Origin of the sequence: Paenirhodobacter sp. (assembly GCF_047600745.1) — a bacterium.
GTDB lineage: Bacteria > Pseudomonadota > Alphaproteobacteria > Rhodobacterales > Rhodobacteraceae > Rhodobacter.
Map to the genome: position 1 here is coordinate 913,678 of NZ_JASGKI010000004.1, position 12,575 is coordinate 926,252.

10 protein-coding genes and 3 pseudogenes are annotated in these 12,575 nt (G+C 64.5%); 6 read left to right on the forward strand and 7 right to left on the reverse strand.

Annotation, left to right across the window (positions count from 1 at the left end; translation table 11 throughout):
• Nucleotides 1-57: 57 nt before the first annotated feature.
• The 6 genes from sdhD to QM789_RS13195 all read right to left on the reverse strand — a co-directional run bounded on the left by sdhD (nt 58) and on the right by QM789_RS13195 (nt 3,848).
• Nucleotides 58-429 carry a succinate dehydrogenase, hydrophobic membrane anchor protein gene (gene sdhD / locus QM789_RS13170; RefSeq protein ID WP_420352336.1) on the reverse strand — a complete coding sequence of 124 codons (372 nt, stop codon included), beginning with the start codon at nt 427-429 and terminating at the stop codon, nt 58-60.
• Between the two features lie 12 nt (nt 430-441).
• Nucleotides 442-831, reverse strand: coding sequence for a succinate dehydrogenase, cytochrome b556 subunit (gene sdhC / locus QM789_RS13175; protein ID WP_420352337.1), 390 nt, complete (start codon nt 829-831; stop codon nt 442-444).
• Between the two features lie 338 nt (nt 832-1,169).
• A complete protein-coding gene (locus tag QM789_RS13180) occupies nt 1,170-2,204 on the reverse strand; it encodes a MaoC family dehydratase (RefSeq protein ID WP_420352338.1) in 1,035 nt (344 codons plus the stop codon).
• Nucleotides 2,204-2,410 carry a DUF1737 domain-containing protein gene (locus tag QM789_RS13185; protein ID WP_420352339.1) on the reverse strand — a complete coding sequence of 69 codons (207 nt, stop codon included), beginning with the start codon at nt 2,408-2,410 and terminating at the stop codon, nt 2,204-2,206. Before QM789_RS13185 ends, QM789_RS13180 begins: the two co-directional genes overlap by 1 nt.
• A 4-nt stretch (nt 2,411-2,414) precedes the next feature.
• The gene (locus QM789_RS13190) at nt 2,415-2,957 is read right to left on the reverse strand and encodes an NnrU family protein (RefSeq protein WP_420352340.1); all 543 of its coding nucleotides are present in this window, start codon (nt 2,955-2,957) and stop codon (nt 2,415-2,417) included.
• A 21-nt stretch (nt 2,958-2,978) separates the two neighbouring features.
• Entirely contained in the window at nt 2,979-3,848 is an 870-nt protein-coding gene (locus tag QM789_RS13195) for an HpcH/HpaI aldolase/citrate lyase family protein (RefSeq protein WP_420352341.1), read from the reverse strand.
• A gap of 274 nt (nt 3,849-4,122) precedes the next feature.
• Here QM789_RS13195 and mdh point away from each other — a divergent pair.
• Nucleotides 4,123-5,087: pseudogene (gene mdh, locus QM789_RS13200) on the forward strand (malate dehydrogenase).
• A gap of 42 nt (nt 5,088-5,129) precedes the next feature.
• On the opposite strand, the gene QM789_RS13205 reads toward mdh, so the two are convergent.
• On the reverse strand, nt 5,130-6,122 hold the full coding sequence (locus tag QM789_RS13205) for a glycosyltransferase family 2 protein (RefSeq protein WP_420352342.1): 993 nt from the start codon (nt 6,120-6,122) through the stop codon (nt 5,130-5,132).
• 231 nt (nt 6,123-6,353) lie between these two features.
• On the opposite strand from QM789_RS13205, the gene sucC reads away from it, so the two are divergent.
• The 5 genes and pseudogenes from sucC (at nt 6,354) to QM789_RS13230 (ending at nt 12,575) form a co-directional block, all read left to right on the forward strand.
• Nucleotides 6,354-7,547 (forward strand): ADP-forming succinate--CoA ligase subunit beta, encoded by a 1,194-nt coding sequence (gene sucC, locus QM789_RS13210; protein WP_420352343.1) that lies wholly within the window; start codon nt 6,354-6,356, stop codon nt 7,545-7,547.
• A 5-nt stretch (nt 7,548-7,552) separates the two neighbouring features.
• Nucleotides 7,553-8,158, forward strand: coding sequence for a hypothetical protein (locus QM789_RS13215; RefSeq protein WP_420352344.1), 606 nt, complete (start codon nt 7,553-7,555; stop codon nt 8,156-8,158).
• 81 nt (nt 8,159-8,239) lie between these two features.
• A pseudogene (gene sucD / locus QM789_RS13220) lies at nt 8,240-9,125 on the forward strand (succinate--CoA ligase subunit alpha).
• A 77-nt stretch (nt 9,126-9,202) separates the two neighbouring features.
• The gene (locus QM789_RS13225; protein WP_420352345.1) at nt 9,203-9,574 is read left to right on the forward strand and encodes a hypothetical protein; all 372 of its coding nucleotides are present in this window, start codon (nt 9,203-9,205) and stop codon (nt 9,572-9,574) included.
• A 45-nt stretch (nt 9,575-9,619) separates the two neighbouring features.
• Nucleotides 9,620-12,575 (forward strand): annotated as a pseudogene (locus QM789_RS13230) (2-oxoglutarate dehydrogenase E1 component).

A 12,575-nucleotide genomic window follows, 5' to 3' on the forward strand; every position in this document is an offset into this window, starting at 1 on the left:
CCGCCTCCGCCCGACGCGCATCGTTTCCGAAACGTGCCGCCTGGACGGGCGCCAGCATTACAGGGCCAGTTTCACCAGAGCAAAAAGCCCCGCCGCGATTAGAACATAGGCAAGCGCCGCCACGGCCACCAAGGCCAGCTTGCCCGGCACCCCCGGCACATAGTCGATGATCGCCTCATCGGCCTCGGCCTTGCAATGGAGGGTGACGACGACCAGCGTCAGCGCCGAGACGATCGCCGGGAAGGGGCGCCCGAAATAGGCCAGCACTTCCTCGTAGCTGCCGCCGAGCCCGATCCCGAAGGTAAAGACGAACAGCGGCACCAGCACCAGCAGAAGAGCCGAGCTGATCATCATCACCCAGTGGTGATGCGTGCCCGCGTGACCGGCCCCCAGCCCCTGAGCGCGCTTGCGATCGGAAATATACTGCATCAGGTCTCTCCCTTACACCACGAGGACAGTGATCAGCGTCAGGACCGTGGCGCCGATGAACATGGCCTTGCCCATCTTTTCGTTGAACCCGATGTCCACGCCATATCCCAGATCCCAGATCAGGTGCCGCAGCCGGCCGAGCACATGATACCAGACCGCCCAGGCCGCCAGCGTCAGAAGGATGTCGCCGACAAAGCTGGTCAGCAGCCAGTTCACGCAGTCGAAAGCCGCGGGCGAGGCCGCCGCCGCCACGAGCCAGCAGACCAGAAGCGCCACGGTGCCAAGCGTCGCGATGCCGGTGATGCGCACCATGATCGAGGAGATCGACGTCATCTGCGGTCGGTAATACGGGCCGATCATGAAGGGGGAAAGGGGCCGTTCAACCCGTTTCGTTTCAGCCATTTTGGGTCCCTCTGTCGCTGAGCCCCGCGGAACGCCTGCCGATGGCGGCTGGCGCGGGCGGGGCTGGCCGGAATTGCTGTCCCTGCATAGCGCATTATTCGGGCAAGTCACGCCTGCATCCACGTCAAATTGTCATTCCGGGGACGCGAATGGCCGAAAAATTCCGTTTGCGATCACAAAAATATCGCTGTGATCACATGTTGGCGCTCACGCGGCTCACCAAGGATTTTTGTCGGATTTCTTCCACACCGCGCCGGAATTTGCCCGGGATTCCCGCGCGGCCCCGGATCCGACTCACCCAGGGCTTCGCGCCGCACAGGGCGGCGCGGGACTGCCCGTCACATCGGCATCAGCGCCCAATAGTCGAGGTCGAGCAGCACTTCGGGCGCACATTTCCCATCCGGCCCCTTCAGCGCGAAGGGCGCGGCGCCATGCTTCACCGCCACCAGCCGCAGCCGGATCGCACCCACGCCCGGCGCATCGGTCTCGGCCTTGTCCAGCACCTCGGACCAGGCCCGCAGGGTATCGCCCGCGAAGCACGGATTGGCATGCGCGCCGCCGTTCAGCGCGACGATCATCTGCGCATTGGCCAGCCCGTTGAACGACAACGCCCGCGCCATCGAAATCACATGGCCGCCGTAGATCAGCCGCCGCCCGTCGTCGCGGAAGGTCGCGTCGAAATGCACCTTGGCGGTGTTCTGCCACAGCCGGGTGGCCAGCATATGCTCGGCCTCTTCGATGGTCACGCCGTCCACATGGTCGATCTTCTCGCCGATCGCGTAATCGCCCCAGCGGTGCGGCTCCCCCGCCAGACCGAAATCGTAATCGCTGAAATCCAACCCTTCGGGGATCACCAGATCCTCCGCCGGAACCACGGTCTTCAGCTCCGGCACCACGGTCTGCGGCGCGGGCGCCGCCGGGTCACCCTTGCGCACCATCACCCAGCGGACATAATCCAACACGACCTCATCCATCTGGTTGTAGCCGCGGGTCCGGACATAGACGACGCCCGACTTGCCGTTGGAATTCTCCTTCAGCCCGATCACCTCGGAGTCCGAGCGCAGCGTGTCCCCCGGCCAGACCGGGCGGAGCCAGCGCCCCTCGGCATAGCCCAGGTTCGCCACCGCGTTCAGCGACACATCCGGCACCGTCTTGCCGAACACCACATGGAAGGCGATCAGGTCGTCCATCGGGCTCGATTCCAGCCCGCAGGCGGCGGCGAATTCATCGCTGGAATACAGCGCATGCCGCGCGGGATAGAGCGCGTGATACAGCGCCCGCTCGCCTTCGGCCACGGTGCGCGGCACGGCATGGCGCAGCACCTGCCCGATGCGGTAATCCTCGAAGAACCGGCCCGCGTTGGTCTTGCCCATCACTGCTCTCCCAGCTTCATGTCAGGGCTGTAATCCTTGCCCGGAACGTCTTTCGTTACCGCCTGCGCGCAGCGCATCTTTCCCGTCGCCGGATCATGCGCATAGGCCGGAGAACCGTAAAGCTCCCATCCTTTCGACAGCGCCAGCGAGACCTTGTGGCAGAAGGCCGAGGTGTCTTCCTCGGTCAGCAAACGATAGAGTTTCATGTCCTCACCCGAATGTCGGATAGCCAAGGGCGTAATGCACCCCGGCGATTGCCCCATAGACGATGACGGTGCCGATGACCGCCATGATTTCCCTGCCCGCTCCGTCCTTTGCCACGGGCGGCACCCAGGCCGTGCGATTGATCACCGCGATCTGCGCCAGCGCCCAGAGCCCGATCCCGCCGAACAGCACGAAGCTCGGCGTGTCGCCGTTCACCAGCAGATGCGCCACCGACCAGATCAGCACGCCGATCATCATCGGATTGCGCAGATGCCGCGCCACCCATGTCTTCATCCCCGCCGCCGCGAACAGATAGACCGCAACCAGCATCAGCAGGTTGTTGATGCCGGTGAGCGCCGGGGTCCGGCCCCAGTAGAATTCGCCGAACCAGTCCCGGTAGCCGATCACCATCATCGCCGTGCCCAGGGTCGCCACCGCGATCATCGCGGGCAAAGCGGCCGGCCCCATCGCCTGCGCAAAGCCCGGGAACGCCCGCCGCGCCATATGCCCGAAGCTCCACAGCAGCAGACCCAATACCAGTAGCGCCATCGGCTCACCTTTCGGGCGGATTCATTCCATCGCGGCGATCGCCTCCGCCTTGGCCAGGATCTGCCGCGCGGTCACGATATGCAGGTTTTCGACGATCTTGCCATCCACAACCGCAACGCCCAGCCCCTGCGCCTGCGCTTCGTCGAAGGCCGCGATCTGGCGCCGGGCCAGGTCGATCTCCGCATCCGAAGGCGCGAAAGCGGCGTTCGCGATGGCCAGTTGCGCCGGATGGATCAGCGTCTTGCCGTCAAAACCCATGTCGCGGCCCTGATCGCATTCGGCCCTCAACCCGTCTTCATCCTTGAAAGCATTGTAAACGCCGTCGATGATCACCTTGCCAAACGCCTTCGCCGCCAGCAGACAGGCGCCAAGCCCGGCCTGCATCGGCAGACGATCGGCGCGGAACCGGCTCTGCAATTCCTTGGCGAGGTCGTTCGTCCCCATCACCATGCCTTCGAGCCGGGGATGCGACGCAATGTCGCCCGCGTTCAGCATGCCCATCGCCGTCTCCATCATCGCCCAGAGCGGCAGCGCCGAGGTCAGGTCGATCACCGCGTCGAGGTCTTTCTTGTAGGACACTTTCGGGATCAGCAGCGCATCGACGCGCACACCCGCATGCACCGCATCGGCCACCGCCAGAACGTCCGCCCGCCCCCATTCGGTATCCAGCCCGTTCACCCGCACGATCCGCGCCCGCGCGCCATAGTCGAAATCGCGCAGCGCCGCGGTCAGCGTGGCCCGGGCATTGACCTTTTCCTCCACCGCGACGGCATCTTCCAGATCGAAGATGATCGCGTCACAGGCCAGCCCCGTCGCCTTCTCCAGCGCGCGCTCCTTCGAGCCGGGGATATAGAGGACCGAACGATAGGGCCGGTTCGCACCTTGGATCATGATTCTCTCCTCGCAATAATCTTGCGTCAAGGATCACGGAAGTGACACTTTCGGCAAGCAAAGAATTGCCGCATCGCAGAACCTTCCGACCACCGCGAATCGGCCGCGCCGCCCATCCCGCGCGCACGGCCCGGGCTTTAGCGCAAACAGTCCCGCCCCATGGCATACAACGGCATACGGCACCCGGATCCGCCGCCGTTTCCCTTGCCAGCGGGGTTCCAAAGGTCTAACCCATCGGCGTCAGTCCAATCCCAATGACCTTCGGAGGAATTCCATGGCTCGACCCAAGATCGCCCTCATCGGCGCCGGTCAGATCGGTGGCACGCTCGCCCATCTCGCCGCGATCAAGGAACTCGGTGATGTCGTCCTGTTCGACATCGCCGAAGGCACGCCCCAGGGCAAGGCGCTCGACATCGCCGAATCCGGCCCCTCTGAAGGCTTCGACGCCACGCTGAAGGGCACCAACTCCTATGCCGACATCGAAGGCGCCGATGTCTGCATCGTCACCGCCGGCGTGCCGCGCAAGCCGGGCATGTCGCGCGACGACCTTCTGGGCATCAACCTGAAGGTCATGAAGTCGGTCGGCGAAGGCATCAAGGCGCATGCCCCGAACGCCTTCGTGATCTGCATCACCAACCCGCTCGACGCGATGGTCTGGGCGCTGCAACAGTTCTCCGGCCTGCCGGCGGAGAAGGTTGTGGGCATGGCCGGCGTGCTCGAACTCGGCGCGCTTCCGTCACTTCCTGTCGGTTGAATTCGGCGTGTCGATGAAGGACGTCACCGCCTTCGTTCTGGGCGGCCACGGCGACACGATGGTGCCGCTCGCCCGCTATTCGACCGTCGCCGGCATCCCGCTGCCCGACCTGGTGTCGATGGGCTGGACCACGCAGGAAAAGCTCGACGGCATCGTGCAGCGCACCCGTGACGGCGGCGCCGAAATCGTCGGCCTGCTGAAGACCGGCTCGGCCTTCTACGCACCCGCCACCTCGGCGATCGAAATGGCGGAAGCCTATCTGAAGGATCAGAAGCGCGTCCTGCCCTGCGCCGCCTATGTGAAGGGCGCCTTCGGCCTCGACGGTCTGTATGTCGGCGTGCCGACGGTGATCGGCGCGAACGGCATCGAAAAGGTCATCGACATCAAGCTGACGGCGGACGAACAGGCGATGTTCGACAAGTCGGTCGAACTCGGTGAAGGGCCTCGTCGCCGCGTGCAAGGGCATCGAGCCCTCGCTGGCCTGAGCCTGAAACATTGCGAAAGGGCGCGCTCCGGCGCGCCCTTTTTCATGCCATGAACGGCGCCGGATCGAACCCGAACGCCCGGTGCGCCGCCTCGATCAGCGCGCCTTCCCGCGCGATCAGCGCCCGGTCGAAGGCCGCCGCCGACAGGTCCATCGCCACCTCGTCATCCGACAGCACCCCCTCGGCCCGCAACGCCTCGGCCTGCGCGGGCGTGATCGTCTTCGCCGCCCGCCATTGTTCATGGATCGCCGCCGGATCCGAAGCGACCGCCGCCAGCGTTTCGATCTGCAACAGCCGGTGCGGCCCATGCGGCGGCGGCGCCTTGACCCGCAGCGCCAGCGCCCGGCGCATCATCTTCAGCGCGTAGTGCAATTCGGTCAGCCCGTCGAAATGCAGCAGCCGCAGCTCCGGGCTGCGGTCGAACGGCACATCGCGCCCGCCGCCGCCATAGTCCCGCATCGGCTGATGGATGCCCAGGAACAGCCCCCGCCCCGCGCGCGTCGCGCTCTTGCCGATCTGATGCCCCGCCACGCCACGGTTCAGCAACAGCCGCTGAGCTTCGTCATAGACCCCCTGCCCGTCCCAGGGCGCGCGGAACTGCCCGCCGAAGATGTCCGGCCCGGGATCGCCGACGAAAACCCGCTCCGCCACCGGGATGCGCACATAGCTCGCCCCCGGCCGCACCGCAGACAGCACCCCAGCCACCGAGCCTTTCAGTGGCCGCACGAATTCATCCGCATCGCAATGCACCAGCCAGTCGAGCCGGGTCTGCGCCAGAACCCGGCTGGCATGATATTTCTGCCGCCCGAGGTGCCGCGCGGGCCGATGCCCGACGCCGTTGAAGGCCCAGCCATCCTCGCCCGCCTCGCACAGGAACACGCCCGGAACCCCCGTCAGCAGGTCGCGCGCCTCCGGATTGGGCCGGTCGAGGCAGATGTGGACCTCCGCCGCGCCCTGCGCCAGATGCCAGCCCGCGAAGGCCGCGATCAAGGCGCCCGGCTCATCCGCCAGCGCCACCACTCCCCAGCTCTGCATTGCCCGAACGCCCCGAAACCGCCCCGTGCCACAGTTTCCAATTCCACCCGCGCAGGCAAGCCGCTAACGCCGCGATGCGGCATTTCGGGTTTCGTGATCACAGTCTTCCGGCCTGTGATCACGAATAGCGCTTTTCTGCCTATCCCGCGGCATTGCACGCAAAATTTGTTTTATCATGCGGTCAGACTGTGCCACACCACCGTGCAAATCGACCAGCAAGGGAACTCTGGCATGAACATCCACGAATATCAGGCCAAACAGCTCATCAAGAGCTACGGCTGCCCGGTGTCGGACGGCCGCGCCGTCCTCAAGGCCGAGGATGCCAAGACCGCGGCGGGCGAGCTTGACGGACCGCTCTGGGTCGTCAAGGCGCAGATCCACGCCGGCGGCCGCGGCAAGGGCAAGTTCAAGGAACCCGAAGCGGGGGAAAAGGGCGGCGTCCGTCTGGCCAAGTCGGTGGAGGAGGCTGCCGAACTCGCCAAGCAGATGCTCGGCCGCACCCTGGTCACGCACCAGACCGGCCCGGCGGGCAAGCAGGTCAACCGGATCTACATCGAAGACGGTTCGGACATCGAGCGTGAACTCTATCTCGCGCTGCTGGTGGACCGCCAGACCTCGCGCGTGAGCTTCGTCGTCTCGACCGAAGGCGGCATGGACATCGAGGAAGTCGCCGCCCACACGCCCGAGAAGATCCTGTCGTTCTCGGTTGACCCGGCGACCGGGCTGAGCGATTTCCACGGCCGCCGCGTGGCCTTCGCCCTCGGCCTGAAGGGCGCGCAGGTGAAGCAATGCGTCGCGCTGATCAAGAATCTCTACAAGGCCTTCGTCGAGAAGGACATGGAGATGCTGGAAATCAACCCGCTGATCGTGATGACCGACGGCAACCTGAAGGTGCTGGACGCGAAGCTCGGCTTCGACAACAACGCGCTCTACCGCCACGCCGACATCATGGCGCTGCGCGACGAGACCGAAGAGGATCCGAAGGAACTCGAAGCCTCGAAATATGACCTGAACTATATCGCGCTGGACGGCGAGATCGGCTGCATGGTCAACGGCGCGGGCCTCGCCATGGCGACGATGGACATCATCAAGCTGTATGGCGCGGAACCGGCGAACTTCCTCGATGTCGGCGGCGGCGCGAGCAAGGAAAAGGTCACCGAGGCGTTCAAGATCATCACCTCGGACCCGAACGTGAAGGGTATCCTCGTCAACATCTTCGGCGGCATCATGCGCTGCGACATCATCGCCGAGGGCGTTCTGGCCGCGGTGAAGGAAGTCGGGCTGAAGGTTCCGCTGGTGGTGCGCCTCGAAGGCACCAACGTCGAGCTGGGCAAGGAAATCATCGCGAACTCCGGCCTCAACGTGATCGCGGCGGACAACCTCGCCGACGGCGCGCAGAAGATCGTCAAGGCGGTGAAGGGCTGAGACGAATGGGACGCGGTTTCTTCACGAAATTGCTCTGCACCGGACTGCTTCTTGCGGGCTGCAACTCCTACGAGGGGCTCCCGCCCGAGGCGGACAGTGCAACGGCTTTTCCCGATGCTGCGTTCACCAAAAGCTACAACTTCGAAAAGGACATCTCACTTGCAACGCGCGCCTGCGTAGCAAGTGAGACGTCTGGCCCCGCCAGCCTCGCTTCATTGCGGGATGATGGGTTCGTGCTCTACTCTGAACTTTTCATAAAAGGCTACATGAAGGCCGAAAGCAAAGAGGGCAAAGGGCTTTTTGATCGCATGTCGGCGCTGCGTGTCCACAAGGCCAACACCAAGGTTTCGTGCAGTATCGAGGTTCTCCGCCATCAGTCATACGCGGCTATGGCTCTCATTTCGCAGGAGTTGGAGCGGCTTGGTTACAAGCGCCACGAAAGCGGCAATAAGGTTCGCTACATCGGTCACGGGCGAAGGTTCGGGCTTCTGGGCACATATTCGCACTATTCCGCGTGGGCAGTGCTGGAGCTCGATCAGATGAGTCCAGAAGAGGATCGGCTCTGCCGGGACACCTCGCTCTCTTCCGCCATTCGGGAGTCATGTAGCTAAATTCAAAACCGCAAGGCGGGGTCTCCCGCCTTCGATCCGAAACACTAGTGGGGAGAGATCCCCATCCCCACGGAGAGACATATGTCCGTTCTCGTAAACAAAGACACCAAAGTCATCTGCCAGGGCATCACCGGCTCGCAAGGCACGTTCCACACCGAACAGGCGATTGCCTACGGCACGAAAATGGTCGGCGGCGTGACGCCGGGCAAGGGCGGGTCGGAGCACCTGGGCCTGCCGGTGTTCGAACTCGGCGCATGAGGCCAAGGCCAAGACCGGCGCCAATGCGACCGTGATCTATGTGCCGCCGCCGTTTGCCGCGGATTCGATCCTCGAAGCGATCGACGCCGAGATCGAGCTGATCGTCTGCATCACCGAGGGCATTCCGGTGCTCGACATGATGAAGGTGAAGCGCGCGCTGCTCGACTCGAAGTCGCGCCTGATCGGGCCGAACTGCCCGGGCGTGATGACGCCGGACGAATGCAAGATCGGCATCATGCCGGGCTCGATCTTCAAGCGCGGCTCGGTGGGCGTCGTGTCCCGCTCGGGCACGCTGACCTATGAGGCCGTGAAGCAGACGACGGACATCGGCCTCGGCCAGTCCTCGGCGGTGGGCATCGGCGGCGACCCGATCAAGGGCACCGAGCATATCGACGTGCTCGACATGTTCCTCGACGATCCGGAAACGCAGTCGATCATCATGATCGGCGAAATCGGCGGCTCGGCGGAAGAAGAAGCCGCGGAATTCCTCGCCGAACAGAAGAAGAAGGGCCGCTGGAAGCCGGTCGCGGGCTTCATCGCGGGCCGCACCGCCCCTCCCGGCCGCCGGATGGGCCACGCGGGCGCCATCGTTTCGGGCGGCAAGGGCGATGCGGGCTCGAAGATCGAGGCGATGCAGCGCGCCGGTATCGTGGTGGCGGAAAGCCCCGCGCATCTGGGCGAAGCCGTGCTGAAGGCGATCAAGGGCTGAGCCCCGCCTGAGAAAACCAGGGGGGCGGGGCCGCCCCTCTGACGGAATGACGGCCGGACGCGGCCACGGAGGTAGAAATGAAACGTGCGTTCCCGGCCCTGTTGGCCGTGGTATCGGGCCTGACGGTCGCAGCCTGCTTGCCGATGGATGGCCCCGGCACGAGTTTCGAGGGCACGCCCCTCGCCCCGCCGCTGCCCGTCGATGACAGGTCGCATGCCCTGTTCGAGCGCATGACCGGCATCAACGGCGATGCCGTCTCCGCGATCGGCGGAGACCAGACGAAAGCCTATGTCTATTTCGATTTCTTCGCCGCGAACAAGGCCGCCGTCGCGGCCGCCCCGGCGAAGCTCTGCGCCTATTACGGCAAGAGCCTGCAATCTTCCTACGTCACGTCGCCCTCCAGCCGCGAACCCGGCGCGAAGGCACTTGCGGTAACCTGCAAGGGTTGATCACCGCCCCGCCCCTCTTCGGCCCCTCAGCCAAGGATGACTGTCATGAATGACCAATCCCCCAACGAACAATTCGAAGCCTCCAGCTTCCTGCAAGGCGCGAATGCCGATTACGTCGAGCAGCTTTACGCCGAATACGCCAGGGATCCGGCATCGGTCGATGCAAGCTGGCAGGCGTTCTTCGCCTCGCTCGGCGATGCCGAAACCGATGTGAAACATGCCGCGCAGGGCGCCTCCTGGACCCGGGCCGACTGGCCGCCGGTCGCCGCGGGCGAGTTGATGGGCGCGCTGACCGGCGAATGGCCCGCCGTCGCCAAGGAAGCAAAATCCGCCGGTGACAAGATCAAGGCGAAGGCCGCCGAGGCGGGCGTGCAGATCTCCGAAGACAGCGTGAAGCGCGCCGTCATTGATTCCGTCCGCGCGATCATGATCATCCGCGCCTACCGGATCCGGGGCCACCTGATCGCCGATCTCGACCCGCTGCGGATGCGTGACGAAACGAGCCACCCGGAACTCGACCCGAAGAGCTACGGCTTCACCGAGGCCGACATGGACCGGCCGATCTTCATCGACAACGTGCTGGGCATGGTCCACGGTTCGATGCGGCAGATCATCGACGTGCTGAAGCGCACCTATTGCGGCACCTTCGCGCTGCAATACATGCACATCTCGGATCCGGAGGAAGCCGGCTGGCTGAAGGAGCGGATCGAGGGCTACGGCAAGGAAATCGCCTTCACCCGCGAAGGCCGCCGCGCCATCCTGAACAAGCTGGTCGAGGCCGAAGGGTTCGAAAAGTTCCTTCACGTCAAATACATGGGCACGAAGCGCTTCGGTCTGGACGGCGGCGAGGCGCTGATCCCGGCGATGGAGCAGATCATCAAGCGGGGCGGCAACCTCGGCCTGAAGGAGATCGTGATCGGCATGCCGCACCGCGGCCGCCTCTCGGTGCTGGCCAACGTGATGAACAAGCCCTACCGCGCGATCTTCAACGAATTCCAGGGCGGCAGCTTCAAGCCCGAGGATGTCGACGGGTCGGGCGATGTGAAATATCACCTCGGCGCCTCGTCGGACCGCAGCTTCGATGGCCACAGCGTCCACCTTTCGCTGACCGCGAACCCCTCGCACCTTGAGGCGGTGAACCCCGTCGCGCTCGGCAAGGTGCGGGCGAAGCAGGACCAGTTGGGTGACACCGACCGCAGCCAGGTTCTCGCGATCCTGCTGCACGGCGACGCGGCCTTTGCGGGCCAGGGCGTGGTGGCGGAATGCTTCCAGCTTTCGGGCATCCGCGGCCATCGCACCGGCGGCACGATCCATATCGTCGTGAACAACCAGATCGGCTTCACCACCTCGCCGCATTTCTCGCGGACCTCGCCCTATCCGACGGATATCGCGCTGATGGTCGAGGCGCCGATCTTCCACGTCAACGGCGACGATCCGGAAGCCGTGGTCCATGCCGCCAAGGTCGCGACCGAATTCCGGCAGAAGTTCAAGAAGGACGTGGTGCTCGACATCTTCTGCTACCGCCGCTTCGGTCACAACGAAGGCGACGAGCCGATGTTCACCAACCCGGTGATGTACAAGCGCATCAAGGGCCACAAGACGACGCTCCAGCTTTACACCGAGCGCCTCGTCGCCGACGGGCTGATCCCCGAGGGCGAGATCGAGGACATGAAGGCCGCGTTCCAGGCGAAGCTGAACGAGGAATTCGAGATCGGCAAGGCCTACAAGCCGAACAAGGCCGACTGGCTCGATGGCCGCTGGAAGAGCATCACGCCGGAAAGCGCCGAATATGACGCCGGTGCCACGGCGATCGCGCCCGAAACCTTCCGCGAGATCGGCCATGCGCTGGTCACCGCGCCCGAAGGCTTCGACATGCACAAGACCGTCGCGCGGCTGCTGGACGCCAAGAAGGCGATGTTCGAAAGCGGCAAGGGCTTCGACTGGGCCACGGCCGAGGCGCTGGCTTTCGGCTCGCTGGTGACCGAGGGGTATCCGGTGCGCCTCTCCGGACAGGACTGCACCCGCGGCACCTTCTCGCAGCGCCATTCGGCCTTCATCGACCAGACGACCGAAGAACGTTACTACCCGCTGAACCACATCAAGCCGGGTCAGGCGCGTTACGAAGTCATCGAACTCGATGCTGTCCGAATATGCGGTGCTGGGCTTTGAATACGGCTATTCGCTGGCGGAACCGAATGCGCTGACCCTTTGGGAAGGCCAGTTCGGCGATTTCGCCAACGGCGCGCAGATCATGTTCGACCAGTTCATCTCCTCGGGTGAATCGAAATGGCTGCGGATGTCGGGGCTCGTCTGCCTGCTGCCGCATGGCTACGAAGGTCAGGGGCCGGAGCACTCCTCGGCGCGCCCCGAGCGCTTCCTGCAAATGTCGGCTCAGGAAAACTGGATCGTCGCGAATGTCTCGACACCTGCGAACTATTTCCACATCCTGCGCCGTCAGGTGAAGCGGGGCTTCCGCAAGCCGCTGATCCTGATGACGCCGAAGTCGCTGCTGCGCCATTCGATGTGCATCTCGACGGCGGAGGATTTCACCACCGGGTCGAGCTTCCACCGGGTGATGTGGGACGATGCGCAGAAGGGCAACAGCACGCTGGCGCTGAAGCCCGATGCCGAGATCAAGCGCGTGGTGATCTGCTCGGGCAAGGTCTACTATGACCTGCTGGCCGAACGCGACAAGCGCGGGCTGAGCGATGTCTACCTGCTGCGGCTGGAACAGTTCTACCCGTTCCCGGCGCAGTCGATGACGAAGGAACTCTCCCGCTTCAAGCAGGCCGAGATCGTCTGGTGCCAGGAAGAGCCGAAGAACCAGGGCGGCTGGACCTTTGTCGAGCCGAACCTGGAATGGGTTCTGGCGCGGATCGAGGCGAAGCACGCCCGGGCGCGCTATGCGGGCCGCAGCGCCACCGCCTCGCCCGCGACGGGTCTGGGCAAGACCCACAAGGCCGAGCAGGAAGCGCTCGTCAACGACGCGCTGGAGGGCTGA

Bases quoted from the DNA above. Each gene is read 5' to 3' on its own strand.
- QM789_RS13205 (WP_420352342.1), bottom strand. From the start codon at position 6,122: ATGCAGAGCTGGGGAGTGGTGGCGCTGGCGGATGAGCCGGGCGCCTTG.
- sdhC (WP_420352337.1), bottom strand. From the start codon at position 831: ATGGCTGAAACGAAACGGGTTGAACGGCCCCTTTCCCCCTTCATGATC.
- sucC (WP_420352343.1), top strand. From the start codon at position 6,354: ATGAACATCCACGAATATCAGGCCAAACAGCTCATCAAGAGCTACGGC.
- QM789_RS13225 (WP_420352345.1), top strand. From the start codon at position 9,203: ATGAAACGTGCGTTCCCGGCCCTGTTGGCCGTGGTATCGGGCCTGACG.
- QM789_RS13185 (WP_420352339.1), bottom strand. From the start codon at position 2,410: ATGAAACTCTATCGTTTGCTGACCGAGGAAGACACCTCGGCCTTCTGC.
- QM789_RS13195 (WP_420352341.1), bottom strand. From the start codon at position 3,848: ATGATCCAAGGTGCGAACCGGCCCTATCGTTCGGTCCTCTATATCCCC.
- QM789_RS13215 (WP_420352344.1), top strand. From the start codon at position 7,553: ATGGGACGCGGTTTCTTCACGAAATTGCTCTGCACCGGACTGCTTCTT.
- sdhD (WP_420352336.1), bottom strand. From the start codon at position 429: ATGCAGTATATTTCCGATCGCAAGCGCGCTCAGGGGCTGGGGGCCGGT.
- QM789_RS13190 (WP_420352340.1), bottom strand. From the start codon at position 2,957: ATGGCGCTACTGGTATTGGGTCTGCTGCTGTGGAGCTTCGGGCATATG.
- QM789_RS13180 (WP_420352338.1), bottom strand. From the start codon at position 2,204: ATGGGCAAGACCAACGCGGGCCGGTTCTTCGAGGATTACCGCATCGGG.